The organism is Pseudomonas brassicacearum (assembly GCF_009601685.2).
GTDB classification, from domain to species: Bacteria; Pseudomonadota; Gammaproteobacteria; order Pseudomonadales; family Pseudomonadaceae; genus Aquipseudomonas; species Aquipseudomonas kilonensis_B.
The window spans coordinates 4973077-5000066 of the sequence record NZ_CP045701.2; the positions used below are offsets into that span (position 1 = coordinate 4973077).

Here is a 26990-nt window from a genome sequence, read left to right on the forward strand (position 1 = left end):
GACCCATGGCCGAACACGATTTCCGCTACACCCTGATGAACCCGCAGCACACCTTGACCGAAGTCCGCGCGCTGGCGCCGGGCCGCTACCAGGTCACCGGCAATGGCGGTTCGATCCAGGCCAACGATGTGTTGCTCGTCACGCTCAAGGGCAGCAAGGACTTGTCCATGCGCCTGACCGTGGACACCGTGCGGCACCTGCTCAAGCCCATGGGCCAATGGACGGCCATGACCACCGGCCCGGTGTTCGGTGAACTGGCGATTCATACCTGGCAGGTCAATTGTGACGCTTGCGCCAAGGAACTGAGCTTCGAATTCGCCGTCGATGCCAAGCTTGGCGTCAAGGCCGAGAAACCGGCCGCCACCGCGCGAATCGCCGAACTGGGCTGGACCACCGTGGGTGAAAAACACCTGTGCCCGAAATGCCAGGAAGCCGCCTGATGAAACGCTTGGCCCTTTGCGCGTCGATCGGCATGAGCCTGTTGGGGTGTGCCGCGGAACCTGTGCAGCTGCAACATGACCGCAGCTACATCCTGGAGTGGATCGGTGAGCGGCCATTGATGGACTACAGCCACCTGACCATCACCCTTGGGGATGACGGTCGCGCCTATGGCAATGGCGGCTGCAACCACTGGTTCGCGCCCTACACCCTGGAAGGCCACCGCTTGAGCTTTGGCAAGATCGGCAGCACGCGCAAACTCTGTGCCCCGGCGGTGATGGAGCAAGAGAGACGCTTCTTGCAAGCCTTGGAAAAGGTCGAACGCTGGGACATCTCGCCCATCGAACAAATACGCTTCTGGCCAGCCCAGGGCAAGCCGCTGCGTTGGTGGCTGGAGGAAGGCTGAGAGGCCTCTGTGGCCAGAGATAGCTCCCGCTGGACTGCCCTGTAGGATCTGCCGAAGGCTGCGATCTTTTGATCTTGATCTTTCGCTCAAGATTCAATTGTCTGGGACAAGATCGCAGCCTCGTTGCACTCGACAGCGCCTACAGCGCCTGCAACGCCTTGAGCTTGGCCATCACCCCCGCTGCCGTCTGCTCCCCCAGCAGTTGCTCACGCATCTTGCCCTGGTTATCGATGATGTACGTCACTGGCAGCCCTTCGCTGCGAGGAAGGTCGAAGATCTCGGCCGGATCCCGGGCCAGCACCGTGAAGCCAATCCCCATCTTGTCGCTGGCACTCTTGAGCTCTTCGCCCTGCACCTGGTCGAAGTTGACCCCGAACACACCGATGTTGCGGCCCTTGAGCTGTTCGGCCAAGGCGTTGAATTCGGGGATTTCGGTACGGCACGGTGCGCACCATTCGGCCCAGTAGTTGAGCACCACCCATTGCTTGTCCAGACGCTGCGAGGCAATGGCCTGGCCGTTCTGGTCCACCCCGTAGTCGTTTCCGCAGCCGGTGAGCAACAAAATGCCGATGAATGTCAGTGCCGCCGTCAATCGCCTTGCCATGTGCCGATCCTTGTCTGAATGTGAACGCTGCTGCGACCCGTCGCCTCTCTCTGGTGCTAGGGACTTCGCGGCACAGTAGAATAGCCGCCACCTTACGCAAGATGCGACCCGCTCATGACCGATCTGACGCTTTATCACAATCCGCGCTGCTCGAAATCCCGCGGTGCGCTGGAACTGTTGGAGGCCCGTGGCCTGACGCCCACCGTGGTCCGCTACCTGGAAACCCCGCTCGACGCCGCGCAACTGGAACGCCTGCTGGGCAAGCTCGGCATCAGTGCCCGGCAATTGCTGCGCACCGGCGAGGACGAGTACAAAGCGCTGAACCTGGCCGACGAAAGCCTGAGCCAGGCCCAACTGATCGCGGCCATCGCCGCCCACCCGAAACTCATGGAACGGCCGATTCTCGAAGCCGGGGAAAAGGCCGTGATCGGCCGTCCGCCGGAGAAAATCCTGGAGATCCTGCCGTGACCACACCGTACATCCTGGTGTTGTATTACAGCCGTAGCGGCTCCACCAACGAAATGGCCCGGCAGATCGCCCGCGGTGTCGAGCAAGCCGGGCTGGAAGCCAGGTTGCGTACGGTGCCGGCGATTTCTGCCGAGTGCGAAGCGGTTTCGCCGGACATCCCTGAGCAAGGCCCGCTCTACGCCAGCCTCGATGACCTGAAGAACTGTGCCGGCCTGGCCCTGGGCAGCCCGACCCGTTTCGGCAACATGGCCGCGCCGCTCAAGTATTTTCTCGATGGCACCAGCAACCTGTGGTTGACCGGCGCGCTGGTGGGCAAACCGGCCGGGGTGTTCACCTCCACCGCGAGCCTGCACGGCGGCCAGGAAAGCACCCTGCTGTCGATGATGCTGCCGCTGTTGCACCACGGCATGTTGATCACTGGCCTGCCCTACAGCGAATCGGCCCTGATCGACACCCAGGGTGGTGGCACGCCCTACGGCCCGAGCCATCACGCTGGGGCCGATGGCAAAAGCGGCTTGAACGAACATGAAGTCGCCCTGTGCCGTGCCTTGGGTTCGCGCCTGGCAAAAACTGCCCTGTTGCTGGAGAACGGCCGTGGCTAAGAAGCCGAAGATCCTGCCTTCGATCCAATGGCTGGAACCGCGCGTACGCATCGCCCGCGCCCTCAGCCTGCTGTGCTTTTTCGGCCTGATGGGGTTGCTCAGCGCGTACTACCTGCTGATCGCCGACCTGCACGGCGCGCGCCCCTGGGTCATCCTGTTGATCGAACTGGTGCCGCTGCTGATACTCGCACCCGGCATGCTCACCGGCAGCGCCCGCGGACACTCGTGGATGTGCTTCGTGGTGAACCTGTATTTCATCAAGGGCGCACTGGCGGCCTACGACCCGAACCGGCAACTGTTCGGCATGCTGGAAATGGCGGCGAGCGTGGCGGTGTTTTGCTCGGCGTTGCTGTATGTGCGTTGGCGGTTTCAGTTGAACCGGCGGTTGGCGGGGGAAGGCGAGGTCTCCGTCGCCTGATAGGCCGCCATCGCGCGCAAGCTCGCACACACTGGGTCTTTGGCGTTCACAAAACCCTGTGGGAGCGAGCTTGCTCGCGATAGGCGCGACGCGGTCTCAATGATTGACGGTATACGCCAGCATCATCGAAATCTGCGACATCGGCCGCCCACCACTCTCTTCATGCCACTGGTTGAAGGCATTCTGCACGGTCGCCAGGTCTCGCAGGCTGGTGGGGACTTTGTCGATGATGTCCTGGGCATTGAGCGCCGCCACTACGTCATAACTGGGCACGAAGGTGTCCTTGCCCATCATCCGCAAGAAGCGCGGCGCCGACAGGCCGCCCAGTTGATGGCCGTGCTTTTTCAGGTAGGTCCACAGGCCGACGATGTCGGTCACCGGCCAATCGGCGACCAGCGCGCTGAAGCTGCCCTTTTCATGGGCCACATCCAGTATCAACTGCGCGTTGCGCGGCACGCTCTTGAGCTTGCCCAGGTGGCGGATGATCCGCGCGTCCTGCATCAGCCGCTCCAGATGCTCGGCGCTCATCAGCACGACTTTCTCCGGATCGAACTTGAAGAACACCTCTTCGAAGGCCGGCCATTTGGCGTCCACCAGACTGTGCTTGAGCCCGGCGCGGAACACCCGCAGCGCCATGGTCGAGAGGTAGCGGTCGTCGCTGATCTTGCGCAGTTGCGCCGGGGTCTTGGGCACCGGCAGGTGGGCTTCCAGTTCAGCCGCCGAACCGAAGCGGTTCAGACAGTACTCGTGCAGCCACTTGTAATCGCGCATGCCCTCTCCTGGGGTCGGAAATGAAAACGGCGCCCTAAGTGGCCTGCATGGCCACTGGCGCCGTGAATAGAAGCCCTGCCCTCGTCAGAGGTTCACCACATTGACGAACCGCGGCGTGGCGTTTTCATCGATGCGCAGGCTGGTGAAGTCGAACAGGTTGCGGTCCGCCAACTGCGACGGAACGACATTCTGCAAGCCGCGGAAAATGCTCTCGGTACGGCCCGGCGTCTTGCGCTCCCATTCCTGGAGCATCTCCTTGACCACCTGGCGTTGCAGGTTTTCCTGGGAGCCGCACAGGTTGCAGGGAATGATCGGGAATTGCTTGAAATCCGAATAGGCCTGGATGTCTTTCTCGCTGCAATAGGCCAGCGGGCGGATCACCACGTTGCGCCCGTCATCGGCGCGCAGCTTGGGCGGCATGGCCTTGAGCGAGCCGTTGTAGAACATGTTCAGGAAGAAGGTCTCGACGATGTCGTCGCGGTGGTGCCCCAGGGCCATCTTGGTTGCGCCGATCTCGTCGGCGAAGGTGTAGAGCGTTCCGCGCCGCAGGCGTGAGCACAGCGAACAGGTGGTCTTGCCTTCGGGAATCAGTTCCTTGACCACCGAATAGGTGTCTTTCTCGACGATGTGATATTCCACGCCCAGCGACTCAAGGTAGGCCGGCAGCACATGCTCGGGGAACCCGGGCTGCTTCTGGTCCATGTTCACCGCGACGATGTCGAACTTGATCGGCGCAACCTTCTGCAGATGCATCAGCACATCGAGCAAGGTGTAGCTGTCCTTGCCGCCGGACAGGCAGACCATGACCTTGTCGCCGTCCTCGATCATGTTGAAATCGGCGACCGCCTCACCGGCCTGGCGGCGCAGGCGCTTCTGCAGTTTGTTCTGGTTGACCGTAAGAGTGCCCATGACGCGAGATCCGTGAGGTGTGACGAAAGGCCGGCATTTTACGCAAAAATCCGCCGCCGGCGAAGGCTGATGACCGACACTTTTGTGGCGAGACCATTGTGGGAGCAAAGCTTGCTCGCGAAAACAGACAGCTGGGTTTCTGAAAGACCGCATCGCGCGCATCGCGGGCAAGCCCTGCTCCCACAAGGTGAATTTCCATGCCAGGGCTGTGTACAGACCCATCGGCGATTAGCACCACGACCTACAGCGCGATTTGCTCTAAGCCCCCCATCCCCCTTGCGGTGACTCCTTTCTATACTGCGACATAAGGTCGCACACACTTACAGACCTTTACTTACCCGGCCATTTGGCCCGTAGGCGCTCCGTTGGGGGGCGATGGCAATAACAAAGGAGTGACTGACTATGATCCATCATGTCGTGGGGCTCTTTACCCACCCTGATCAAGAATGGAAAGAAATCCGTGGCGATCAGGAGGAAAGCATCAGCCACATGTACCTCACCCACACGCTGATCCTGGCGGCCATTCCCGCGGTATCGGCGTTCATCGGCACCACGCAGGTGGGATGGGTCATCGGCAATCGTGCACCGGTCATGCTTACCCAGGAAAGTGCGCTATGGATGACTGTCATGTCGTACCTGGCCATGTTGGGCGGTGTGGCAGTGATGGGCGCCTTCATCCACTGGATGGCCCGCACCTATGACGCCAATCCGAGCCTGGCCCGTTGCGTCGCGTTCGCCACCTACACCGCCACACCTTTGTTCATCGGCGGCCTGGCCGCGCTCTACCCGCACATGTGGCTGGGGATGATCGTCGGCACGGCGGCAATCTGCTACACGGTCTACCTGCTGTATGTGGGCTTGCCGACGTTCATGAACATACCCCAGGACGAAGGTTTTCTGTTTTCCAGTTCGGTGCTCGCCGTCGGCCTGGTGGTGCTGGTGGCCATCATGGCGTTCACGGTCATCGTCTGGGGGCTGGGCGTCGGCCCGGTCTATACCAATTGAAGGATTGAAACGGTCCCGATAGCACCCTCCAATAAAAAAGCAGGATCTGCCGACACAGGCCGCCGCAAGGCGGCCTTCCTGTGTTTGAGCCGCTCGAAACGACCACTGGGCGCCTGGACGATTCGCAACGGCCGACGCTTGCGGCATACTCGGGCTTCTGGAGACCCGTAAAGCATGCTCGAGCAACTCAATACCCGCGTCGAAGAGTGTTACCAACAAGCCGAATCCTTTTTCAAACGTCCTTTCAAACGCCCAGTGGTCAGCTTCAAATTGCGTGGCCAGAAGGCCGGCGTTGCGCACCTGCATGAAAATCTGCTGCGCTTCAATCCGCAGTTGTACCGGGAAAACGCCGAAGACTTCCTCAAGCAAACCGTCGCCCATGAAGTCGCGCACCTGATTGCCCATCAACTGTTTGGCGAACGCATCCAGCCCCATGGCGAAGAGTGGCAGTTGATCATGCGCGGGGTGTACGAACTGCCGCCCAACCGCTGCCACACCTACGAAATCAAACGCCGTAGCGTGACCCGCTACATCTATAAATGCCCCTGCGACGGCAGCGACTTCCCGTTCTCGGCCCAGCGCCACAGCCTGGTGCGCCAGGGGCGGCGGTATTTGTGCCGTAGCTGCCGCAATACCTTGGTGTTCAGTGGGGAGACCCGGGTCGAGTAGTCAGGCTTTGTGGTGTCTGGCGGTCCTCATCGCGAGCAAGCTCGCTCCCACAGGGGGGGTGTGAGCGGCGAAGATCCAATGTGGGGAGCTTGCTCGCAATGAGGCCCTAAAGGGCACTACATAATCACCTTGGCACTGCGCAATTGAGCGATCCGCTGCGCACTGAACCCCAACTCCCCCAACACCTGGTCCGTATGCGCCCCCAGCCCTGCGCCAATATGCCGAGGCTTGGGCAACCCTTCGCAAAACTTCAACGGACAGGCCATCTGCGCCTGGCTCGAACCATCACCCCGGGGCACCTGTGTCACCAGCCCCCGAGCCTGTAACTGCGGATGCCGCACCGCCTCCTCCAGGCTCAGCACCGGCTCGACGCAGGCATCGATCCCTGCAAACAAGCTGCACAGCTCGGCAAAATCATGTTTTTCAAACTCGGCTTGCAACGCCTGCTTAAGGGCGTGTTGGTGTTCAGGCTTGGGCGACAACCCCTGGGCCGCCAGTTCCGGCCGCCCCAAGGCCTCGCACAGTGCCTGCATGAACGCCGGTTCCAGGCTGCCCACCGACATCCAGCGGCCATCGCGGGTGCGGTAATAGTCATAGAAGCTGCCGCCGTTGAGCAGTTGGTCCTCCCAACCCGGCTCGACACCGCAGGCCAGGTAACCGGCACCGGCCATGGCGTTGAGGCTGAACACACAGTCCGTCATGCTCACGTCCAGGTGCTGGCCCTGCCCGGTCTGCTGACGGGCGATGACCGCCGCCAGCAGCCCGATCACCCCGTGCAACGAACCACCGGCAATGTCCGCCGCCTGGATGCCCAACGGCAACGGACCGCTGTCGGCACGGCCGGTGTGGCTGGCCAGACCCGCCAGGGCCAGGTAATTGATGTCGTGACCAGCGCGGTCCTTGTAGGGCCCGGTCTGGCCGTAGCCGGTGATCGACACGTAGATCAGCCGCGGATTGATCGCCTTCAAGGCCTCGTACCCCAGGCCCAGTCGCTCCATCACGCCGGGGCGGAACTGTTCCAGCAGGATGTCGTAGGCCCCCAGCAATTGCGTCACCACCGCCAACGCCTCCGGCTGTTTGAGGTCCAGGGCCAGGCTGCGCTTGTTGCGGTTGAGGTAGGCGTGGCTGGCCGATACCCCTTGGTCATGGGGCGGCAGTATCCGCAACAGGTCCTGGCGGGTCGGCGACTCGATGCGTAACACCTCGGCCCCCATGTCCGCCAGCAACAGCGAGGCGAACGGGCCGGGCAGCAGGGTCGAAAAGTCCAGAACCTTGAGCGATGCCAGTGGGCCTTGCATGGGCGATCTCCGAGGGGTGATGGCTAGAGACTAGGCAGAGGCTGGTGGTGGGGCAATCACCGCAGGTGTCGTTCGGGCTGACAAATCCGCTCAGCGAGGGAGCTTGCTCCCGCTGGGCTCTGTAGGCGCTGGCGAAGGCTCGGGCCGCGTTCGGACGATCTTTTGATCTTTCGCTTGAGTCTCAAATGTCTGTGGAAAGATCGCAGCCTCGTTGCACTCGACAGCTCCTACAGCCCAGCGGGAGCAAGCTCCTCGCCACAGAAGTACCTCCCCCGGAAAACACGGCGCAAAAAAACCCGCCGAAGCGGGTTTTTCATTGCAGCCTGAAGATTACTTCGCTGGCGCGGCTTCAGCCGTTGCAACCAGATCATCTTCTTCACGGACGTCGGAGATACCACGACCACCGGAAGCCAGCTCGGTGTGCAACTGGTCTTCGTCCAGCTCCTTGACCCACTTGGCAACCACGATCGTGGCGACGGCGTTGCCCACCAGGTTGGTCAGGGCGCGGGCTTCGGACATGAAGCGGTCGATGCCCAGGATCAATGCCAGGCCGGCCACCGGCAAGGTACCCACAGCCGACAGGGTGGCGGCCAGTACGATGAAGCCGCTACCGGTCACGCCAGCAGCACCTTTGGACGACAGCAGCAGCACCAGCAGCAGGGTGATCTGGTGAGTGAGGTCCATCGGGGTGTCGGTGGCCTGGGCGATGAACACCGCGGCCATGGTCAGGTAGATCGAAGTACCGTCGAGGTTGAACGAGTAGCCAGTCGGGATGACCAGGCCTACGACCGACTTCTTGGCACCCAGGCGCTCCATCTTGATCAACATGCGTGGCAGGGCCGATTCCGATGAGGAAGTGCCCAGCACGATCAGCAGCTCTTCACGGATGTAGCGGATCAGCTTGACGACGCTGAAGCCGTGGGCGCGGCAGATGGCGCCCAGCACTACCAGCACGAACACCACGCAGGTGATGTAGAAGCAGATCATCAGCTGGCCCAGTTGTACCAGCGAACCGACACCGTAGGCGCCGATGGTGAAGGCCATGGCACCGAAGGCACCGAGGGGGGCCAGCTTCATGATCATGTTGATGATGATGAACATCACATGGGCGAAGCGATCGATGAAGTCCAGCACCGGCTTGCCGTAGGCACCCAGGCGATGCAGGGCAAAACCGAAGATCACCGAGAACATCAGCACCTGCAGGATGTCGCCGTTGGCGAACGCACCCACGATAGTGTTGGGGATCACGTTGAGGATGAAGGCGATGATGCTCTGGTCTTTACCGGCATTGATGAAACCGGCGATCTTGCTGGTGTCCAGGCTCGACACATCGATGTGCATGCCGGCGCCCGGTTGCACGACGTTGACCACGACCAGGCCAATCAGCAGGGCGATGGTGGAAACGATTTCGAAGTACAGCAGCGCGTAGCCACCGGTCTTGCCCACCGACTTCATGTTCTGCATGCCGGCGATGCCGCTCACGACAGTACAGAAAATGATGGGGGCGATGACCATTTTGATCAGTTTGATGAACCCGTCGCCGAATGGCTTGAGGGCAACACCGGTCTGCGGGTAGAAGTGGCCGAGCAAAATACCGATGGCAATGGCTACGATCACCTGGAAATACAGGGATTTGTACAGTGGCTGACGAGTCGTCATGGGCAAACCTTCCTCAAGAGTCCCGCATGACGACTTCCACCTGTCGTCCACGGCACCTCAATTGCGAACCCTCCTGCACTGGAGGGATTTGTTTTTTGTCGGCTGCACGCGGCAGACCTGGGTGCTCTATCGCAAGGCCCGTGCCATTTTTCAGAAACTCCCTACAAGCGTTATTGCAGAAGGGCCCTGGAACTATTCGCGGGTTAAACACGGGCGTGGAATGTGGCGGATTTCCGCCCACAGGGCGTTTCTCACTCCGGGATTTGGCGGATATCCGCCTTGTCGAGCCGCAGTGCCCTGCTACCATCGCCCGCTCAACGGACGGACTTCAGCCATGCGCCAACGCACGATCGCCAGCCACTTCGCCCGCGCAGCCCTGGGCGGCGCGCGTCGGCAAGGCTTCGACTATTTTCCTGTGTTGCAACAGCTGGGCATCAGCCCAGAGCTGTTGGATGAGCCGCGCGCGCGGATTGCGCCCGAGCAGTTCGCGCGCCTGTTGCAGGCGCTGTGGCTGGCATTGGGGGACGAATACCTGGGATTCGGCAGGGCTGCGAGTAAACCCGGGACGTTTGCCATGATGTGTCACGCGTTGATCCACTGTCGGACCTTGGGCAAGGCCCTGCAGCGCGGCTTGCTGTTCTATAGCCTGTTCCCCGACGCGCCGAGCCTGACGCTGGAAGCCGAAGGCGAGCGAGTGCGGTTGGTGCTGGACGATTCGACGCTGTGGGACCCGGATCATTTCCTGACTGAAAGCTTGCTGGTCGTCTGGCATCGCCTTGCCAGTTGGCTGATCGGCCAGCGGATCGGCCTGGAACAGGCGACCTTCGGCTACACCAAGCCCGCCCACGGTGCCGAATACGACCTACTGTTTCCCTGTCCGCTGGTGTTCGACGCACACAACAGCAGCCTGTTGTTCCACAGCCGCTACCTGGACATGCCGCTGCTGCAGGACGAACGCACCCTCAAGCATTTCCTCGAACGCTCCCCCGCCGACCTGCTGTCGCGCCCGGACGATGGCCACAGCCTGAGCAGCCAGCTGCGCCGCTTGCTCAGCCGCGACACCGCGCGCTGGCCCGACCTGGACACCGTCGCCGGCCATTTGCACATCAGCCCGCAAACCTTGCGCCGGCATTTGCGTGAGGAAGGCACCAGCTTCCAGGAACTCAAGGATCAGCTGCGGCGGGATATCGCCATCTATCATCTGGGGCGTGCGGATTTGTCGTTGCAGCAGATCGCCGAGCAGCTGGGGTTCTCCGAACCGTCGGCGTTTCACCGGGCGTTCAAGAAGTGGACGGGGCTGACGCCGGGGGCTTATCGGGAGTTGGAGAATTGAGTGATGACATCCAGTTTCTGCGGGGATAAACCCCCTGTGGCGAGGGGGTTTATCCCCGTTGGGCTGCGTTGTAGGAACTGGCGAAGCCTGCGATCTTTTGATTTTGATCTTTCGCTTTGGATTCAAGTGTCAGGGGAAAGATCGCAGCCTCGTTGCACTCGACAGCTCCTACACAGCTCCACAGCTCCACAGCTCCACAGCTCCACAGCTCCTACAGGCCCAGCGGAGCATCTCGGGCCACAGGGGCTCGCACACAGCGAAAATATCCCAGTCAAACCACCGGAAAATGAATCCTGAACGCCGCCCCGCCCAGCTCTGAATCCCCCAGGGTCAACTTGGCGCCGTAGCTCTCGATGATGTCCTTCACCACGGCCAGCCCGATCCCCTGCCCCGGATGCTGGCGATCCAGTCGCTCGCCCCGTTGGAGAATCCGTGCACGTTGATCCGGTGGCACGCCCGGTCCATCGTCCTCGACACTCAACTCCGTGCCGCCGAGGGTCTGATGCACGCTGACGCGCACCTCGCCCAGGCACAGCCGATAGGCGTTTTCCAGCAGGTTGCCGAGCATCTCCAGCAAGGCGCCCTGTTCGATCGGCACCTGGCAGTGCTCCGGCAGATCGAAACTGACATTGACCCGTTTGTCTCGATAGACCTTGTCCAGGGTGTCGCACAGGCTTTGCAGCACCGGGCGCAAGCGCACCTGATGGCGCACCAGCCCGCTCTTGCGCAAGCTGGCGCGTTGCAGTTGGTAGCCGATCTGCTGGCTCATGCGCTCGATCTGGGATTGCAGCACCCAAGCCTGTCCACGGTCCTCGGGGCGCCGGGCCATGTCTTCGCTGACGCCCTGCAACACCGCCAACGGAGTCTTCAAGCTGTGGGCCAGATCATCGAGGGAATCGCGATAACGGCTGCGTTGCTCCCGCTCGCCGTGCAGCAGGCGGTTGAGGGAGCCGGTCAGGCGCAACAGTTCCCGGGGATGCTCGGTACTGAGGCTTTCGCGAGTCCCGCTTTCGATTTCGTCCAGCTCCTGGCTCAAGCGCCGCAAGGCCCGAAGGCCCCAGGTCAGGCCGATCCACAACAAGGCCAGCAACACCGCCAGGGCCGCACCAAAGCCCAGATAGAGATTGTCCCGCAACCCTTGCAGCGTCACTTCATAGTCGCGCACCGGCTGCAGGGTGACGATGCTGAACGCCGCGCTCTGGCCGCCGAGCAGCTTGATCTCGACGTCATAGACAAAAAACTCCTGGCCGTCGTTCTCGCGAATGCGCGCGAACTGGTTGCCCAAGCCGTCATAGCGTGGCGTGTAGTTGATGTTTTCTTCCCGGGTGGCCTTGGATCGCCAGACCAGGCGCCCCTCGCGATCATAGATGTAGCCCAGCAGGCGGGCATCGGCGAGGTTGAAACGCTCATCGGGCAACTGCGCCGGCATCTTCAAGCGATTGTTTTCCACCCGGGCGGCGGAAATCAGCGTGGTCACGTCCGAGGCCAGGCGTTGCTCGATGGATTCCTGTAGCGCCAGGCTGAACGCGCCTTGCATGGCCGGCAACAAGGCCAGCATGAACAGCACCGCCAGGGTCATGGCGGCCAGCATCAAGCGCAGGCGAAGCGAACGAATCACTGGCAGCGCTCGTTGAACAGGTAACCCAGGCCACGCACGGTGTCGATCGGCTTGAAGCCGGCCGGGGCTTCCAGCTTACGACGCAGGCGCCCGACCAGCACTTCGATGACATTGGGATCGCGCTCGTCGTCATCGGGGTAAAGCTGCTCCATCAAGCGGTCCTTGGCCACCACTTGCTGGTGATGGCGCATGAGGTATTCGAGGATGCGGTACTCGTAGGCGGTCAACGCCAGCGGTTGCTCATCGAGGGACGCCTGCTTGCGATTGAGGTCCAGCAGCAACGGACCGGCTACGATGGTCGATTGGGTAAAACCACTGGAGCGGCGCAACAGGGCGTTCAAGCGGGCCTCCAGCTCTTCGAACTGAAACGGCTTGACCACGTAGTCGTCGGCACCGGCGGCCAGGCCTTCGACCTTGTCCTGCCAATTGCCGCGGGCGGTCAGGATCAGGATGGGAAACGTCTTGTCCTGCGAGCGCAGCCGGCGGATCAGTTCCAGCCCGCTGATGCCCGGCAGGCCCAGGTCGATCACCGCCAGGTCATGGTTGAATTCCCGGACCTGGTACAAGGCCTCTTCGGCATTGGCCACGGCCTGCACCACATGGCCGCTGTCGGTGAGACGAGTTTGCAGGTGGTGGCGCAACAGCGCTTCGTCTTCGACGACCAGTAATTTCATGGAGCCTCTCCCCAGGCAAATCAAACAATCCAGTGCCGCGCACCTCAACGAAAGGCGCCGGATCGTCTTCGACCGATCCGGCGGGATACGCTCACCATCAACCGTCTAGAACGTGTAGTTGGCGGACAGGTACGTCTGGGCGCTGCTGGTCAGGTCCAGCGAGCCAACCTTGTCGCCACCGTGCGGGCTCATCTCGGTGCTGGCATTGCTGCGCAGGTAACGGTAACCCAGTTCAACCGAGGTGTTTTGCGAAATTTGTTGCAGCACGCCCCCTTGCAAGCCCACTGCGTAACCGATGTCGCTGTCGCGGCTGAAGCCGGGAGAATCCTGGGTCAGTTTGGTCAGGCCCACCGTGCCACCACCGAACAGCTTGGTGCTGCTGGTGACCGGATAGAACACATCGTAGCTGCCCAGCAGGTTTTCCTGGCGCAGCTTGATGCCGTTGTGGGTGCCCGAGACGTTGTCGTAGGTGGCGTAGTAGCGGCCCTGATCGTTTTGCTTGCCCAGTCGCAGGCCATACGTGGTGTCCTTGCCGATGACGCCATCGGCGTTCGGGTTGTTCAGGGCGCTGTCCAGGGCGTTGGATTTCTTCACCTTGTCGCTGGTCTGGCCGAGGGTCAGGCTGGCGAAGTTGTCATCGGCGTGGGCCAGGGCGGTGGCGCCCAGCACGGTGAAAGCCAACAGCAGTTTTTTCATAGCAGTCATGATCAAGTTCCTTTGCAGCGTGGGTATTTTGTGAAGTCGCCGCCACCTTAACCAGCGATCCCTGAACACCCCTTGAACGTTCTCTGAACCTGCGCTGAATGAATCGGCTAATCTGTGCGGACCACTTTTATAAGGAGATCCGTCATGCGCAGGCTGCTTGCTGTTGTACTTCTGGCCATGAGCGGTGTGAGCCACGCCGCCATCCAGACCCAGGAGATCCCCTACACCAGTGCCGACGGCACCCAGCTGATCGGCTATTACGCGTATGACGACGCCGTCAAAGGCCCGCGGCCGGGTGTGGTGGTGGTGCATGAATGGTGGGGGCTGAACGAATATGCCAAGCGCCGTGCCCGTGATCTCGCAGGCCTGGGCTACAGCGCCCTGGCTATCGACATGTACGGCGACGGCAAGAACACCGAGCACCCCAAGGACGCCATGGCTTTCATGCAGGCGGCGCTCAAGGACGGCGCGGCGGCCAGTGCCCGCTTCCAGGCCGGTCTCGACCTGCTGAAGAAACAGCCCCAGACCGATCCGCACAAACTCGCCGCCATCGGCTACTGCTTCGGCGGCAAGGTGGTGCTCGACGCGGCGCGCCAGGGTGTGCCGCTGGCCGGCGTGGTGAGCTTCCACGGTGCGCTGGTGACCAATACTCCGGCAACGCCTGGCAGCGTCAAGGCCAAGGTGCTGGTCGAGCATGGCGCCCAGGACAGCATGGTCACCCAGGACAACGTCACCGCGTTCAAGAGCGAGATGGACAAGGCCGGCGCCGACTATGAATTCGTCAGCCTCGAAGGCGCCAAGCACGGCTTCAGCAACCCCGACGCCGACCGCTTGAGCCACGGCGAACATGGTGGACCGGACATTGGCTACAACAAGGAAGCCGATGAGCAGTCGTGGGCGGATATGCAGAAGTTCTTCAAGAAAATCTTTGGCTGAAATCCCCCTATGGCAGGGGAGCTTGTTCCCGCTCGACTACGCAACGCTTTGTAGGAGCTGGCGAAGCCTGCGATCTTTTGATCTTTTGATCTTTTGATCTTTTGATCTTTTGATCTTTTGATCTTTTGATCTTTTGATCTTTTGATCTTTCGCTTGAGATTCAAGTGGCTGGAGAAAGATCGCAGCCTCGTTGCACTCGACAGCTCCTACACAGCTCCTACAGAGCCCAGTGGGTGCAAGCTCCCTTGCCACAGAGCCTATCCCTCTTCTGCCCCACTACCCAGCCTCCCGCCAACCCGGCAAAATGCCCGGCATGAATACACTCCCCACCCTGCCCGCTTGTTGCTCGTCCCTGGATGAACACTGGCTATTGTCCGACGCCCTGCCCGACACGGTGCTGCTGAGCACGCGCTTTGACCCATTGTTGCTGGTGGGCGCCGACTTCCCCAACAGTGCCATCGAGCCCCCGGCGAGCATCCAGCGCTCGGTCGCCAAGCGCCAGGCAGAATTCCTGGCCGGGCGGATCTGCGCCCGGGCGGCATTGCAACGGCTCGACGGCCAAGCCTGCGTGCCGGCCATCGGCGAAGACCGTGCCCCGGTGTGGCCGGCCCATGTCAGCGGCTCGATCACCCACAGCACGGGTCGGGCGGCGGCTATCGTCGCGAAAAAAAATCACTGGCAAGGGCTGGGCATGGACGTGGAAAACCTGCTCGACCCCGAGCGCGCCGAACGCCTGGCCGGTGAAATCCTCACCTCGCCAGAGTTGCAGCGCATGACCGGGCTCGCGCACGATGATCGGGCCTTGCTGGTGACCCTGACCTTTTCAGTGAAAGAAAGCCTGTTCAAAGCGCTGTACCCCATCGTCAGGCAACGCTTTTATTTCGAGCATGCCGAGGTGCTGGAATGGACACACGATGGACTGGTGCGCCTGCGCTTGCTGACCGACCTGTCGAACGAGTGGCGCCATGGCAGTGAGTTGCAGGGGCAGTTTGGGGTGAAGGATGGGCAGCTATTGAGCCTGGTGGGGATCAGGGCCTGAGCACTGTGCTGCTTTTCAGGGCCTCATCGCGGGCAAGCCTTGCTCCCACAGGTCAGTGTTCCCTCCTTGAGTGTCGTTTGCTGTGGGAGCAAGGCTTACCCGCGATGGCGATCGATCAGGCACCCCTCCTATCAAGACCTGTCCTGATGCCTCGGCCAACTCAAACTGAAGCACGCCCCGCCCAGGCTCTTGCTCTTGCCGATCAGCGCCCGGCCGTCGTGCCAGTGGATGATCCGTCGCACGATCGACAACCCCAGCCCATGGCCGCCCGACGCCCGGGCGCGGCTGTCGTCCAGGCGCAGGAAGGGCTTGAAGATCCGCTCCCACGCCGCTTCCGGCACGCCGGGCCCATCGTCTTCCACATCCACCCGGCAGCGCAACTGGCCCACCTGATAGCTGACGGTGACCCGGGAACTGGCGTGACGCATGGCATTGCTCACCAGGTTCTGCAGGGCACGATGCAGAAAACGAGGCTCGGCCTCGACCCAGGCGCCATCACAATCGGCGGCCGACAGGCAGAGACCGCGCTCGACCGTGACCCCGGCCCGCAACAGGCCCAGTTCATCGATCACTTGATTGACCAGCGCATCCAGGTCCACTCGCTGAAAGTTCAAGGCCGGTGAACCCTGCTCCAGCCGCGCGTAGGTGAGCATTTCGTCCACCAACCGATCCAGGTCTTCAATGTCGTGGTCCATGCCCGCCAGGTATTTGTCCCGGGCCTGGGGCGTGCTGGCGCTGCCGAGCATTTCCAGGCCGAAGCGCAGACGCGCCACCGGCGTACGCAATTCGTGGGACACCGCCCGCACCAGCTCACGCTGAATCGCCAACAGTTGTTGCAGATGTTCGGCCATGCCGTTGAACGCCGCGGCCAGTCGCCCGACCGAGTCGACACCTCGGGCCGGCACCCGGGTTTCCAGGCTGCCTTGGGCGATCTGTGTGGCGGCCGACTCCAGGCCACGCAGGCGCCGCTCCAATTGGCGCACCAACAGGTAGACGATCAACCCGATCAGGCTCAAGCCCAGCGCCGCGATCAGCACCAGCCATTGCGGCGGATAAGGATTCATCTGGTACAGCGGACCGATCTCCAACACCCACGGCGTGCCGACCATGCCGGCGAAGACCCGGATGGAGTCGCCGCCCTTGCCCAGCGCCATTACCGTATCGCCCTCGGACACACGACGGCGCTGGTCTTCGTCCATGTCCGCCTGCTCGACGGTCATGAGTCGCAGGTCGAAACCAAAGCCTTTTTCCTGCGCCAGTTGCGCCAGCCGTTTAGGTTGTTCGGCCACGGGGTAACGCACCAGTTCATCGGCCAACAGGTAAATGGTTGCGCGGGCCAGTTGCTCGCTGATCTGCTGAACCTCCCCGACCAACATCAATTGCTCGGCATCATTGACCAGCCGATAGACTTTTGCCGCGTGCGGCCCGGTCTGCTCCACCAATGCCTGGCCGCGCAGTACGCGGGTGCGCTGGCCGAGGTCCAGGTCGGTCTGGGGAAACGTCTGCAAGGCCAGGGGAATACCCAGCAGGCGCTCCCACACCGCCAACGCCCGGCGACGCTCGGTATCGTTCATCGGCCGCAGGTTATCGGCCATCAATGAAAACGTGCCGTGGGCCAGGCGCTCGCGGTATTGCTCGCTGCGGGTCTGGTTGAGCAGGTGCAGGGCCAGTACGCCGAGGACCGCCACCAGCACCAGTGCGGCGCACATGCCGCCATAAATACGCAGGAAGATCGAATTCACGGTGCCAGGTCTACGCAGGCTTCAGGAACGAACAGGTAGCCCTTGCTGCGAATGGTCTTGATCAGCCGTGGATGGTCCGGGTCATCGCCGATCTTGGGGCGGATGCGTGAAATGCGCACATCGATGGAACGGTCCTGGCCGTCATAACCAATGCCGCGCAGGGCGGTGAAGATTTCTTCCCGGGACAGGATGCGTCCGGCATTGGACACCAGCAGCCACAGCAGGTCGAATTCGGCGCTGGTCAGCTCGATACCGTTGCCCTGCAACCAGGCTTCGCGCAGGGCGTCGTCGACTACCAACGGGCCGAATTGCAGGCGTCGCTGCTTCTGCGCCACGCTCGGTTCCGGTTCGCTGCGCCGCAGCAGGGCCTGGATGCGCGCCAACAGCAAACGCGGACGAACCGGCTTGCAGACGTAATCATCGGCGCCCAGGTCCAGGCCCTGGATCTGATCGGTGTCGTCGGTGCGGGCGGTGAGCATCAGGATCGGCCCGTCATAATGTTCGCGCACCTTGCGGCAGATGCTCAGGCCGTCTTCGCCGGGCAGCATCAGGTCGAGAACGACCAGGTCCGGCTGTTCGGCAATGATCCGCGCCGCCGCCACCGCGCCGTCGCCTTCGATGGCGACACGCAGCCCGTTGCTTTCGAGATATTCCCGGGTCAGCTCGGCCAGACGCTGGTCATCCTCGACGATCAATACCTGCCAGGCTTCTTGTTCCACTGGGGCCTCGTCTTGCTGTGAATATAAAAGGAAGGATCAACACAAAATCCTGTGGCGAACACAAATCCCTGTGGCGAGGGGATTTATCCCCGCTGGGTCGCGAAGCGGCCCCTTGCGTTCTGTCTGACACGCACGGTCGCCAATGTGGGGCTGCTGCGCAGCCCAGCGGGGATAAATCCCCTCGCCACAAGTGTTCGCTTCGAATACAGACCCTCCCCCATCTTTTTGTCATGTTAAAGGAGGATAAACACACCCACGCATGGGCCGATTGTATAAACGTCGCCTGCGCAGAAAACAAGCGAACAAATGCGTTTCGATCGGCTGGGTTTTCTGTGGTAATGTCCGCGCCCGCAAAAATCATCGGGCGGTTTTCGGATCGTCGAAACCGGCGAAAAAAGGTCCACTCCAGCTAGGTCGCGGCCTACAGAGCCGTTCCACGTTTCGCACACAAATTACGCACAGGCTTATCCACAGGTAGTACGTTGCATACCCCCCAAAAACGCATTATCTTGTAGCCCGCCGCGCAAAAAACCCTACATGTAGGGTTTCAGGCCAAAAACCAAACACAAGTCGGACAGAGAATTCAAGCGCTTTTCTTGCTTCTGTCCAGCTGAAACACCGTATTTCCCCAAGCCCAGACCGCCCCTGCGGATGGCAACTGTTTCCAGGTCGAAAACGACCGAAACGGTACGGGTGTTGCAGTCAATTGCTGCCACCCCGGCAACCTGGTTTCGAGCCTCGCTCGTAACCTGAGAACTTCGGATGGAAGCGGCATTAAACGCCCGCTTCCTACTGTCCCGAAGTTGTTATGCCCGGCGCCAGTCGGTTGTAGTGCTTCAGGACGGAACGGTGGGCACCGTGATGGTGCCCAAACAAACATAGAGAACGTGGAGACACCCATGCACACCGACACAACTCGCGAGAACCCGCAGGGCACCGCGCCGCTGGCCGCCGATTCGACCCCGGATCTGTCCGCCACCGCGCCGGGCCAACTGCGTGTGATCAAGCGTAACGGCACTGTCGTTCCTTACACCGATGACAAGATCACCGTCGCCATCACCAAAGCGTTCCTCGCAGTTGAAGGTGGCACCGCTGCCGCTTCGTCGCGAATCCACGACACCGTGGCCCGCCTGACCGAACAGGTCACCGCGACCTTCAAGCGTCGCATGCCTTCGGGCGGCACCATTCACATCGAAGAAATCCAGGACCAGGTCGAACTGGCCCTCATGCGTGCCGGCGAGCAGAAAGTGGCCCGCGACTACGTGATCTACCGTGACTCCCGCGCCAAGGAACGTGCTACCCGCTCCCCGGCCGACGCACCGGTCCAGGCCCACCCTTCGATCCGCATCGCCCGCGCCGACGGCAGCCTGGCGCCGCTGGACATGGGCCGCCTGAACACCATCGTCACCGAGGCCTGCGAAGGCCTGGAAGAAGTCGATGGCGACCTGATCCAGCGCGAAACCCTGAAGAACCTCTATGACGGCGTTGCGCTCAAGGACGTCAACACCGCGCTGGTGATGACCGCGCGGACCCTGGTGGAACGCGAGCCGAACTACTCCTTCGTGACCGCCCGCCTGCTGATGGACACCCTGCGTGCCGAAGGCCTGAGCTTCCTGGAAGTCGCCGAGAGCGCGACCCACCACGAAATGGTCGACCTGTACGCCAAGGCGTTGCCAGCTTATGTTGCCAAGGGTATCGAGTTCGAATTGCTGAACCCGGTCCTGGCCGAATTCGACCTGGAGAAACTCGGCAAGGCGATCAACCACGAGCGCGACCAGCAGTTCACCTACCTGGGCCTGCAAACCCTGTACGACCGCTACTTCATCCACAAGGATGGCGTGCGTTTCGAACTGCCGCAGATCTTCTTCATGCGCGTGGCCATGGGCCTGGCAATCGAAGAGAAGCAGCGCGAAGACCGTGCGATCGAGTTCTACAACCTGTTGTCGTCCTTCGACTACATGGCCTCGACCCCGACCCTGTTCAACGCCGGTACCCTGCGTCCACAACTGTCGAGCTGCTACCTGACCACCGTTCCGGATGACCTGTCGGGCATCTACGGCGCCATCCACGACAACGCCATGCTGTCGAAATTCGCGGGCGGCCTGGGCAACGACTGGACCCCGGTTCGCGCGTTGGGCTCGTACATCAAGGGCACCAACGGCAAATCCCAAGGCGTCGTGCCATTCCTCAAAGTGGTCAACGACACCGCGGTCGCGGTCAACCAGGGCGGCAAGCGCAAGGGCGCAGTCTGCGCCTACCTGGAAACCTGGCACATGGACATCGAAGAGTTCATCGAGCTGCGCAAGAACACTGGTGATGACCGTCGTCGTACCCACGACATGAACACCGCCAACTGGATCCCTGACCTGTTCATGAAGCGCGTCTTCGACGACGGCAAGTGGACCCTGTTCTCGCCGTCCGAAGTGCCGGACCTGCACGACCTGACCGGCAAGGCTTTCGAAGAGCGCTACGAGTACTACGAAGCCCTGACCGAGTACAACAAGATCAAGCTGTTCAAAGTCGTCCAGGCCAAAGACCTGTGGCGCAAGATGCTGTCGATGTTGTTCGAAACCGGCCACCCATGGCTGACCTTCAAGGACCCGTGCAACCTGCGCAGCCCGCAGCAGCACGTGGGCGTGGTCCACAGCTCGAACCTGTGCACCGAAATCACCCTGAACACCAACAAGGATGAGATCGCGGTCTGCAACCTGGGCTCGATCAACCTGCCGAACCACATCAAAGACGGCAAGCTGGACACCGCCAAGCTGCAACGTACCGTGAACACCGCCGTGCGCATGCTCGACAACGTGATCGACATCAACTACTACTCGGTGCCACAGGCGAAGAACTCCAACTTCAAGCACCGTCCGGTCGGCCTGGGCATCATGGGCTTCCAGGACGCCTTGTACCTGCAGCACATCCCGTACGGTTCGGACGCTGCCGTCGAGTTCGCCGACAAGTCCATGGAAGCGGTCAGCTACTACGCGATCCAGGCTTCCTGCGACCTGGCTGACGAGCGTGGCGCCTACGAGACGTTCCAGGGCTCGCTGTGGTCCCAGGGCATCCTGCCGCTGGACTCGCAACAAATCCTGATCGCCCAGCGCGGCCAGAAGTACATCGACGTTGACCTGAACGAATCCCTGGACTGGGCACCGGTTCGCGCCCGTGTGCAGAAAGGCATCCGTAACTCCAACATCATGGCCATCGCACCGACCGCCACCATTGCCAACATCACCGGCGTGTCGCAGTCGATCGAACCGACCTACCAGAACCTGTATGTGAAATCGAACCTGTCGGGCGAATTCACCGTGATCAACCCGTACCTGGTTCGCGACCTCAAGGCCCGCGGCCTGTGGGACTCGGTCATGATCAACGACCTGAAGTACTACGATGGCTCGGTACAGCAGATCGAACGCATCCCGCAAGAGCTCAAAGCGCTCTACGCCACTGCGTTCGAAGTGGACACCAAGTGGATCGTCGACGCCGCCAGCCGTCGCCAGAAGTGGATCGACCAGGCTCAGTCGCTGAACCTGTACATCGCCGGCGCCTCGGGCAAGAAGCTCGACGTGACCTATCGCATGGCTTGGTACCGTGGCCTGAAAACCACTTACTACCTCCGTGCCCTGGCCGCCACCAGCACCGAGAAGTCGACCATCAACACCGGCAAGCTGAACGCTGTTTCCAGCGGCGGCAACCACGGTGACGATTCGGTCCTGGCTGCTCCAGCAGGTCCGGCGCCAGTGCCAAAGGCCTGCGCGATCGACGAACCGGATTGCGAAGCTTGCCAATAAGCTGAGTGGGTGGGCGCGTAAAGGCGCCCGCTGAAGAAGCCCCCGATAGACCGCTGGTTTATCGGGGGTTTTCTTTTGCCTGGAGGAAAGCAGCCCAGGCAATACAAAATACCCGACCAAAAGAAAGCCCCTCTTGCGAGGGGCTTCTTGTGCAGCCTTCAAGCCACCATCGACATCAAGCCATCTGAATGATGGTCTGCATGATGGTGCTCTGGGTGGAGATGGTCTTGGCGTTCGCCTGGTAGTTGCTCTGGGCCTTGATCAGCTCGACCAGTTCGTTGGTCAGGTTGACGTTGGATTCTTCCAGGGAGTTGGACACGATCGAACCCAGGGTCCCGGTTTCCGGGGCGTCGTAGCCCGGGATGCCCGAGGCGAAGGTTTCTTTCCAGCTGGTGCCGCCTACCGGCTGCAAACCTTGCTCGTTGGTGAAACTGGCGAGGGCGAGCTGGCCGATCGGCTTGGTCTGGTTGTTGCTGAAGTTGGCCAGCAATACACCGCTGCCGTCGATGGTCAGGTTGGTGATCTGGCCGGTGGCATAACCGTTCTGGGCAGGGATCGAGCGGGCGGTGTCGGCGTTGAACTGGGTGGTGTTGGCCATGGACACCGTAATCGTCGACGAACCGGCGCCGTTAGCGGTCCACACGCCATTGGTGACAGTACCAGGCACCCAACCGGTCAGCACAAGATCGCTGTTGACGGTCGCAGGCGGGGTGCTGACCTGGACCAGCTTGCCACTCGAATCAAAGGTCATCGTCGAAGGAACCGGAGCGTTCGGAGCGACCGGCGCGCTGCCATCCAGGTTACGACCATCGATCAAGGTATAGACATCCCACGTGTTGGCGCCAGTCTTGACCATGTACTGGTCCATGGAGTGCTGGTTACCCTGGGTATCGTAGACAGGGGTGGTGAATTGCTTTGTGAACGTGGCCGTATCGGTCGGGTCGAACGCCAAGGCCGGATCAGTCTGATCAATCGCCGTCGCCGTCGAGTTCAGGTTGATCGTCGACGAAACCAGGCTGGTGGCTTGCGGCGGCAGGTTCGAGGTGTCGATGCGCAGGTCGGTCAGGATGCCGTTGAGGATGTTGCCATTGGCATCCACGCCATAACCCTGCAGGCGTGAAGTGCCATCGCTGTTAGTGATGAAGCCTTCCTTGTCGGTCTTGAAGGTACCGGCACGGGTGTAGCTCAGCGAACCGTCGTTGCTCAGGACAAAGAAGCCCTGACCCTGGATACCCATGTCCAGCACGTTGCCGGTGTTGTTCACATCACCCTGGCCGAACTGCTGGGAAACGTTGGCCAGGCGTACGCCGTTGCCGACGGTCTTGCTGCCCGAGCCCAACTTGGTGGCCGAGTAGACGTCTTCGAATTCCGCGCGGGACGATTTGAAACCGGTGGTCGCCACGTTGGCGATGTTGTTGCCGGTCACGTCCAGCTGTTTGTTGGCTGCATAGAGACCGCTAAGGCCGATGTTGAAAGACATGTTGACTCCTTTTGCCGGTTAGTCGGCTCTACATACCAATAGTTTGTACTTTGGACAGGGCGATGCTGCCCAGCCCGGCCAGGTTGAGCATCAGCTCACCGCCCGTCTGGCTGATCGTCACGCTGCTGACCGTGGCCGGCAGGTTAGTGATCAGCGACACGGCCTTGCTGTCGATAGTGGTCGAAGCGGTGAAGGTATAGGTGCCCGACTCGACCGTCGTGCCCGCGTCGTTCTTGCCGTCCCAGATGAACGCCGAATTGCCGGCGTTCTGGCTGCCCAGGTCGATGGTGCGAACGGTCTTGCCGTCCTTGTCCACGATCTTGACCGCGACGGAAGACACCGATGTCGGTACCACCACCGTGCCGTTGAGGCTCTTGGAGGTATCGACCACGGCCTTGTCGCCCGGAGCGATGACCGAGCGACCGACCAGCGACGAGGCCTGCAAGGCCTGGGACGAGTTGTAGTTGCCGGCGATGCCGCTCACGGTCTCGTTGAGCGTGGTGATGCCTTCCAGGCTGCTGAACTGCGCCAGTTGGGCAACGAACTCGCCGTTATCCTGTGGCTCCAGCGGGTTCTGGTTTTTCAGCTGAGTGACCAGCAACTGCAGGAACGCATCCTTGCCCAACTCCTTCTTGCCGGTCGCTGCACTGGTTGCCGCGCCCAGGCCATCGGTCGTGGTGTTGGTCTTGACCGAGGAGTTGGCCAGAATCTCGTTGAGACTCAAACCGCTGGTAGTGTTGGTGACGCTCATGTGAATCGCCCCTTATCACTGACCGAGGGTCAGGACCTTCTGCATCATGGTTTTGGCAGTGTTCATCATTTCGACGTTGGTCTGGAACGAACGACTGGCGGAAATCATGTCGGCCATTTCTTCGACGACGTTGACGTTCGGGTAATAGACATAACCCTTGGCGTCTGCGGCCGGATGGTTTGGTTCATAACGTGCGTCGAGGTTGCTCTGGTCTTCGACCACGCCAAGCACCTGTACGCCCTGCCCGGCCGCGTCCTGCTCCTGGAACAGCGAGCCGCTGCCGCCGGACTGGCCGCCCTGGAACATGGTGGCGAATACCGGGTGACGGGCGCGGTAGGTCTGGTCGATGCTCGACGAAACGGTCTCGGCGTTGGCGATGTTACTGGCCACAGTGTTCAGGCGAGTGGTCTGGGCACTCATGGCACTGCCGGCAATGTTGAATACGCTAGCGATCGACATGGCTTACTCTCCGCGCAGGGCCGATACCAGCCCTTTGAACTTGCTGTTGAGCAGGGTGAAGCTGGCCTGGAAGTTCACGGAGTTTTCCGCGTAGTTGGACTGTTCCAGTTGAGCGTCCACGGTGTTCTGGTCGATCGAAGGTTGCATCGGGGTGCGATACATCAGCGATTCATCGCCATTGCCCAAGCCTTCAGCTTCGATATGACGGCTGTTGGTCGTGTTCAGGGCGAAGTGGCCGTTCTTGGTCTTCTCGTTCTGCTCGGCGAGCACTTTGGAGAAGTCCAGGTCCCGCGCCTTGTAGTTCGGGGTGTCGGCGTTGGCGATGTTGTTGGCCAGGACTTCGGCACGCTGGGCGCGGAAGCTCAGGGCCTGTTCGTGGATACCGAGCGCTTTATCGAAGCTGATGCTCATGTCGGAAACCTTTGGGTGACCAGAATGTACGTGCGATGAACTTAGCAAGCAGCGTGCCACTTTGGAAAAGCCCATAAACCGGGGCTTTGCGGGCATCGGCAAAGCGGCAATGCCAGAAAAGCGGCAACTGGCTTCCGCAGGCTGCCGCTTTTCTGCCGCTTTCATCCAGTCGACGAGGAACAAGCCCGCTCCCACAGTGGTGAATGGAAATCGGCAGGCAAAAAAACGGGAGCCCCGTGGGACTCCCGTTTTTTTGACAACCCAAGCCAATCACTTCGCCTGGTAGATGATCCCCGGGCTGCACTGGACCATCTGGTAATGATCCGGCAAACCGTTCAACGCCTCGGAGGCGCCGAGGAACAGGTAGCCGCCCGGCTTGAGCGTGCTATGGATACGCAACAGAATGTCTTTCTTCACTTCGGCGGAGAAGTAGATCAGCACGTTGCGGCAAAACACGATGTCGAACTTGCCCAGGCTGGCATAGCTGTCCAGCAGGTTGAACGAGCGGAACTCCACCCGACTCTTGATCGGTGCCTTGACCACCCATTTGCCCGGCCCTTTCGGGTCGAAGTAACGTTGCAGGCGATCCGGCGACAGGCCCCGGCCGATGGCCAGGCTGTCGTACTCACCGGTCTTGCAGTTATTGAGCATGGTCCCGGACAGGTCGGTGGCGACGATCTGCACGCCGCCTTTCAGCTGGCCGAGGTTGGACCGTTCGAACTCGTCGATGGACATCGACAGCGAATAGGGTTCCTGCCCCGACGAACAGGCCGCCGACCAGATCCGCAGACGCTGGCCCGGGCTGGCCTTGATGGCCGCCGGCAGCACTTTGTTCTTCAATACCTCGAACGGATAGGTGTCACGAAACCACAGGGTTTCGTTGGTGGTCATCGCGTCCACCACCATCTCGCGCAAGCCACTGCGCGGCTGGGTCTGGATACGCTGCACCAGTTCGCCCAATGACTTGAGGCCCTGTTGTTCCATCAATTTATTGAGACGGCTCGACACCAGGTATTGCTTGTTTTCACCAAGCAAGATGCCACAGGCTTTTTCCAGGAAGACCCGGAACTGTTCGAAATCCAAATTACCCGTAGACAAGATACCGCCTCTTTCATCGTGTTGACTTGCCGGACGCACAACGCGCCCGACCTTTTATTCTGCCGCCTTGATCCGATCGACGACCCGTGAAGCCAGGTCATCGGGACGGAATTTCGCCAGGAAATCGTCTGCGCCGACCTTCTTGACCATCGCCTGGTTGAAAACCCCGGACAATGAAGTATGCAAGATGATGTGCAGTTTCTGCATGCGCGGGTCACTGCGGATTTCCGACGTCAGGGTGTACCCGTCCATCTCCGGCATCTCAATGTCGGAGATCATCATCAGGAACTCTTCCTCGGGCTTCTTGCCCTCGTCGACCAGCTTGCGCAGGTAATCCAGCGCCTGTCGCCCGTCATTCAACGCCACTACCTCGACGCCGACCGTTTGCAGGCAACGGGTCACCTGCTTGCGGGCCACCGACGAGTCATCGACGGTCAACACCCGCAACGAAATCGCCTTGTGTTGGGTTTCGGCATCCACCACACCCACGGAGATCGCTTCCGGCGTGGGCGCAACTTCGGCGAGGATCTTCTCCACGTCGATGATTTCCACCAATTGGTTATCGACCCGGGTCACCGCCGTGAGGTAGTGATCGCGGCCGGTGCCCTTGGGCGGTGGATGGATCTCTTCCCAGTTCATGTTGACGATGCGCTCCACCGAGCGCACCAGGAAACCCTGGGTCTTGGTGTTGTACTCAGTGATGATCACAAACGGATTGCTCTGGTCCAGCAGACGACCGGAACCGGTCGCCATCGCCAGGTCGAGAATCGGGATGGTCGCTCCCCGAATATTGGCCACACCGCACACGACGGGGCTGGACTTGGGCATCAAGGTCAGCTTGGGGCATTGCAGCACCTCGCGAACCTTGAATACGTTGATCCCATACATTTGTTGGCCGTCGAGACGGAACAACAACAGCTCCAGGCGATTCTGACCAACCAGCTGAGTGCGCTGGTTTACCGAATCCATTACTCCCGCCATGCCCTG

Annotated in this window: 27 protein-coding genes; 11 read left to right on the forward strand and 16 right to left on the reverse strand. The window is 61.0% G+C overall.

Annotation, left to right across the window (positions count from 1 at the left end; translation table 11 throughout):
* The first annotated feature begins 5 nt into the window (after positions 1-5).
* Both GFU70_RS21385 and GFU70_RS21390 read left to right on the forward strand, forming a co-directional pair.
* Positions 6-440: a hypothetical protein gene (locus GFU70_RS21385; protein WP_058542570.1), complete on the forward strand. Its 435-nt coding sequence runs from the start codon at positions 6-8 to the stop codon at positions 438-440.
* Positions 440-844 carry an META domain-containing protein gene (locus tag GFU70_RS21390; RefSeq protein WP_116641488.1) on the forward strand — a complete coding sequence of 135 codons (405 nt, stop codon included), beginning with the start codon at positions 440-442 and terminating at the stop codon, positions 842-844. Before GFU70_RS21385 ends, GFU70_RS21390 begins: the two co-directional genes overlap by 1 nt.
* Positions 845-983: 139 nt before the next feature.
* Here the strand turns inward: GFU70_RS21390 and GFU70_RS21395 are convergent, their stop codons facing one another.
* Positions 984-1448: a TlpA disulfide reductase family protein gene (locus GFU70_RS21395; RefSeq protein ID WP_153388787.1), complete on the reverse strand. Its 465-nt coding sequence runs from the start codon at positions 1446-1448 to the stop codon at positions 984-986.
* Positions 1449-1562: 114 nt separating this feature from the next.
* Here GFU70_RS21395 and arsC point away from each other — a divergent pair, with 114 nt between their 5' ends.
* The 3 genes from arsC to GFU70_RS21410 are packed head-to-tail and all read left to right on the forward strand — an operon-like array spanning position 1563 to position 2936.
* Positions 1563-1916, forward strand: coding sequence for an arsenate reductase (glutaredoxin) (arsC, locus tag GFU70_RS21400; protein ID WP_058542567.1), 354 nt, complete (start codon positions 1563-1565; stop codon positions 1914-1916).
* Positions 1913-2518, forward strand: coding sequence for an NAD(P)H:quinone oxidoreductase (wrbA, locus tag GFU70_RS21405; protein ID WP_058542566.1), 606 nt, complete (start codon positions 1913-1915; stop codon positions 2516-2518). The genes arsC and wrbA overlap by 4 nt, the downstream gene beginning before the upstream one ends.
* Positions 2511-2936, forward strand: coding sequence for a DUF2069 domain-containing protein (locus GFU70_RS21410; RefSeq protein WP_058542565.1), 426 nt, complete (start codon positions 2511-2513; stop codon positions 2934-2936). The genes wrbA and GFU70_RS21410 overlap by 8 nt, the downstream gene beginning before the upstream one ends.
* 96 nt (positions 2937-3032) lie before the next feature.
* Here GFU70_RS21410 and GFU70_RS21415 read toward each other — a convergent pair whose 3' ends face one another.
* Positions 3033-3707, reverse strand: a complete 675-nt coding sequence (locus GFU70_RS21415) for a DNA-3-methyladenine glycosylase I (protein WP_153388788.1) — start codon at positions 3705-3707, stop codon at positions 3033-3035.
* 84 nt (positions 3708-3791) lie between these two features.
* Positions 3792-4616, reverse strand: a complete 825-nt coding sequence (gene ttcA / locus GFU70_RS21420; RefSeq protein WP_058542563.1) for a tRNA 2-thiocytidine(32) synthetase TtcA — start codon at positions 4614-4616, stop codon at positions 3792-3794.
* 402 nt (positions 4617-5018) lie between these two features.
* Here ttcA and GFU70_RS21425 point away from each other — a divergent pair, with 402 nt between their 5' ends.
* Positions 5019-5621 (forward strand): Yip1 family protein, encoded by a 603-nt coding sequence (locus tag GFU70_RS21425; protein WP_058542562.1) that lies wholly within the window; start codon positions 5019-5021, stop codon positions 5619-5621.
* 174 nt (positions 5622-5795) lie between these two features.
* Positions 5796-6290 (forward strand): SprT family zinc-dependent metalloprotease, encoded by a 495-nt coding sequence (locus GFU70_RS21430; protein ID WP_003204703.1) that lies wholly within the window; start codon positions 5796-5798, stop codon positions 6288-6290.
* A 116-nt stretch (positions 6291-6406) separates the two neighbouring features.
* Here the strand turns inward: GFU70_RS21430 and GFU70_RS21435 are convergent, their stop codons facing one another.
* Both GFU70_RS21435 and GFU70_RS21440 read right to left on the reverse strand, forming a co-directional pair.
* On the reverse strand, positions 6407-7588 hold the full coding sequence (locus GFU70_RS21435) for a CaiB/BaiF CoA transferase family protein (protein WP_153388789.1): 1182 nt from the start codon (positions 7586-7588) through the stop codon (positions 6407-6409).
* A gap of 330 nt (positions 7589-7918) precedes the next feature.
* Positions 7919-9247 (reverse strand): dicarboxylate/amino acid:cation symporter, encoded by a 1329-nt coding sequence (locus GFU70_RS21440; protein WP_058542560.1) that lies wholly within the window; start codon positions 9245-9247, stop codon positions 7919-7921.
* 334 nt (positions 9248-9581) lie between these two features.
* Here GFU70_RS21440 and GFU70_RS21445 point away from each other — a divergent pair, with 334 nt between their 5' ends.
* Positions 9582-10580, forward strand: a complete 999-nt coding sequence (locus tag GFU70_RS21445) for an AraC family transcriptional regulator (RefSeq protein WP_058542559.1) — start codon at positions 9582-9584, stop codon at positions 10578-10580.
* Between the two features lie 271 nt (positions 10581-10851).
* Here the strand turns inward: GFU70_RS21445 and GFU70_RS21450 are convergent, their stop codons facing one another.
* From GFU70_RS21450 to GFU70_RS21460, 3 genes are all read right to left on the reverse strand, one after another.
* A complete protein-coding gene (locus GFU70_RS21450; protein WP_058542558.1) occupies positions 10852-12198 on the reverse strand; it encodes an ATP-binding protein in 1347 nt (448 codons plus the stop codon).
* Entirely contained in the window at positions 12195-12872 is a 678-nt protein-coding gene (locus GFU70_RS21455) for a response regulator (RefSeq protein ID WP_058542557.1), read from the reverse strand. Before GFU70_RS21455 ends, GFU70_RS21450 begins: the two co-directional genes overlap by 4 nt.
* A gap of 105 nt (positions 12873-12977) precedes the next feature.
* Positions 12978-13577, reverse strand: coding sequence for a hypothetical protein (locus GFU70_RS21460; RefSeq protein ID WP_058542556.1), 600 nt, complete (start codon positions 13575-13577; stop codon positions 12978-12980).
* Positions 13578-13721: 144 nt separating this feature from the next.
* Here GFU70_RS21460 and GFU70_RS21465 point away from each other — a divergent pair, with 144 nt between their 5' ends.
* Positions 13722-14513, forward strand: coding sequence for a dienelactone hydrolase family protein (locus GFU70_RS21465; RefSeq protein ID WP_116641482.1), 792 nt, complete (start codon positions 13722-13724; stop codon positions 14511-14513).
* Positions 14514-14826: 313 nt separating this feature from the next.
* Positions 14827-15552 (forward strand): 4'-phosphopantetheinyl transferase family protein, encoded by a 726-nt coding sequence (locus GFU70_RS21470; RefSeq protein WP_226920970.1) that lies wholly within the window; start codon positions 14827-14829, stop codon positions 15550-15552.
* A 131-nt stretch (positions 15553-15683) separates the two neighbouring features.
* On the opposite strand, the gene GFU70_RS21475 is transcribed toward GFU70_RS21470, so the two are convergent.
* Together GFU70_RS21475 and GFU70_RS21480 are read right to left on the reverse strand one after the other, a co-directional pair.
* A complete protein-coding gene (locus GFU70_RS21475) occupies positions 15684-17294 on the reverse strand; it encodes an ATP-binding protein (RefSeq protein WP_153388791.1) in 1611 nt (536 codons plus the stop codon).
* Positions 17291-18013: a response regulator transcription factor gene (locus GFU70_RS21480; RefSeq protein WP_058542323.1), complete on the reverse strand. Its 723-nt coding sequence runs from the start codon at positions 18011-18013 to the stop codon at positions 17291-17293. The genes GFU70_RS21475 and GFU70_RS21480 overlap by 4 nt, the downstream gene beginning before the upstream one ends.
* Positions 18014-18912: 899 nt before the next feature.
* Here GFU70_RS21480 and GFU70_RS21485 point away from each other — a divergent pair.
* On the forward strand, positions 18913-21804 hold the full coding sequence (locus tag GFU70_RS21485; protein ID WP_153388792.1) for a ribonucleoside-diphosphate reductase subunit alpha: 2892 nt from the start codon (positions 18913-18915) through the stop codon (positions 21802-21804).
* Positions 21805-21979: 175 nt separating this feature from the next.
* Here the strand turns inward: GFU70_RS21485 and flgE are convergent, their stop codons facing one another.
* From flgE to GFU70_RS21515, 6 genes are all read right to left on the reverse strand, one after another.
* Positions 21980-23284: a flagellar hook protein FlgE gene (flgE, locus tag GFU70_RS21490; protein WP_116641479.1), complete on the reverse strand. Its 1305-nt coding sequence runs from the start codon at positions 23282-23284 to the stop codon at positions 21980-21982.
* A 28-nt stretch (positions 23285-23312) separates the two neighbouring features.
* A complete protein-coding gene (flgD, locus tag GFU70_RS21495; protein WP_058544894.1) occupies positions 23313-24035 on the reverse strand; it encodes a flagellar hook assembly protein FlgD in 723 nt (240 codons plus the stop codon).
* A gap of 15 nt (positions 24036-24050) precedes the next feature.
* On the reverse strand, positions 24051-24494 hold the full coding sequence (gene flgC, locus GFU70_RS21500) for a flagellar basal body rod protein FlgC (protein ID WP_058544893.1): 444 nt from the start codon (positions 24492-24494) through the stop codon (positions 24051-24053).
* A gap of 3 nt (positions 24495-24497) precedes the next feature.
* Positions 24498-24905, reverse strand: a complete 408-nt coding sequence (gene flgB / locus GFU70_RS21505) for a flagellar basal body rod protein FlgB (RefSeq protein WP_058544892.1) — start codon at positions 24903-24905, stop codon at positions 24498-24500.
* A 270-nt stretch (positions 24906-25175) separates the two neighbouring features.
* Positions 25176-26003 (reverse strand): protein-glutamate O-methyltransferase CheR, encoded by an 828-nt coding sequence (cheR, locus tag GFU70_RS21510; protein WP_003204735.1) that lies wholly within the window; start codon positions 26001-26003, stop codon positions 25176-25178.
* A 54-nt stretch (positions 26004-26057) separates the two neighbouring features.
* Positions 26058-26984 carry a chemotaxis protein CheV gene (locus tag GFU70_RS21515; protein WP_058544891.1) on the reverse strand — a complete coding sequence of 309 codons (927 nt, stop codon included), beginning with the start codon at positions 26982-26984 and terminating at the stop codon, positions 26058-26060.
* Positions 26985-26990 lie beyond the last annotated feature (6 nt).

What these genes read in the sequence shown, in the direction of transcription:
- GFU70_RS21390 (WP_116641488.1), top strand. Translation starts at nt 440, where the DNA reads ATGAAACGCTTGGCCCTTTGCGCGTCGATCGGCATGAGCCTGTTGGGG.
- GFU70_RS21440 (WP_058542560.1), bottom strand. Translation starts at nt 9,247, where the DNA reads ATGACGACTCGTCAGCCACTGTACAAATCCCTGTATTTCCAGGTGATC.
- GFU70_RS21485 (WP_153388792.1), top strand. Translation starts at nt 18,913, where the DNA reads ATGCACACCGACACAACTCGCGAGAACCCGCAGGGCACCGCGCCGCTG.
- GFU70_RS21460 (WP_058542556.1), bottom strand. Translation starts at nt 13,577, where the DNA reads ATGACTGCTATGAAAAAACTGCTGTTGGCTTTCACCGTGCTGGGCGCC.
- GFU70_RS21445 (WP_058542559.1), top strand. Translation starts at nt 9,582, where the DNA reads ATGCGCCAACGCACGATCGCCAGCCACTTCGCCCGCGCAGCCCTGGGC.
- flgE (WP_116641479.1), bottom strand. Translation starts at nt 23,284, where the DNA reads ATGTCTTTCAACATCGGCCTTAGCGGTCTCTATGCAGCCAACAAACAG.
- arsC (WP_058542567.1), top strand. Translation starts at nt 1,563, where the DNA reads ATGACCGATCTGACGCTTTATCACAATCCGCGCTGCTCGAAATCCCGC.
- GFU70_RS21515 (WP_058544891.1), bottom strand. Translation starts at nt 26,984, where the DNA reads ATGGCGGGAGTAATGGATTCGGTAAACCAGCGCACTCAGCTGGTTGGT.
- GFU70_RS21415 (WP_153388788.1), bottom strand. Translation starts at nt 3,707, where the DNA reads ATGCGCGATTACAAGTGGCTGCACGAGTACTGTCTGAACCGCTTCGGT.
- ttcA (WP_058542563.1), bottom strand. Translation starts at nt 4,616, where the DNA reads ATGGGCACTCTTACGGTCAACCAGAACAAACTGCAGAAGCGCCTGCGC.
- flgC (WP_058544893.1), bottom strand. Translation starts at nt 24,494, where the DNA reads ATGTCGATCGCTAGCGTATTCAACATTGCCGGCAGTGCCATGAGTGCC.
- GFU70_RS21425 (WP_058542562.1), top strand. Translation starts at nt 5,019, where the DNA reads ATGATCCATCATGTCGTGGGGCTCTTTACCCACCCTGATCAAGAATGG.
- GFU70_RS21455 (WP_058542557.1), bottom strand. Translation starts at nt 12,872, where the DNA reads ATGAAATTACTGGTCGTCGAAGACGAAGCGCTGTTGCGCCACCACCTG.
- GFU70_RS21435 (WP_153388789.1), bottom strand. Translation starts at nt 7,588, where the DNA reads ATGCAAGGCCCACTGGCATCGCTCAAGGTTCTGGACTTTTCGACCCTG.
- flgB (WP_058544892.1), bottom strand. Translation starts at nt 24,905, where the DNA reads ATGAGCATCAGCTTCGATAAAGCGCTCGGTATCCACGAACAGGCCCTG.
- GFU70_RS21465 (WP_116641482.1), top strand. Translation starts at nt 13,722, where the DNA reads ATGCGCAGGCTGCTTGCTGTTGTACTTCTGGCCATGAGCGGTGTGAGC.
- flgD (WP_058544894.1), bottom strand. Translation starts at nt 24,035, where the DNA reads ATGAGCGTCACCAACACTACCAGCGGTTTGAGTCTCAACGAGATTCTG.
- GFU70_RS21395 (WP_153388787.1), bottom strand. Translation starts at nt 1,448, where the DNA reads ATGGCAAGGCGATTGACGGCGGCACTGACATTCATCGGCATTTTGTTG.
- GFU70_RS21430 (WP_003204703.1), top strand. Translation starts at nt 5,796, where the DNA reads ATGCTCGAGCAACTCAATACCCGCGTCGAAGAGTGTTACCAACAAGCC.
- GFU70_RS21385 (WP_058542570.1), top strand. Translation starts at nt 6, where the DNA reads ATGGCCGAACACGATTTCCGCTACACCCTGATGAACCCGCAGCACACC.
- GFU70_RS21470 (WP_226920970.1), top strand. Translation starts at nt 14,827, where the DNA reads ATGAATACACTCCCCACCCTGCCCGCTTGTTGCTCGTCCCTGGATGAA.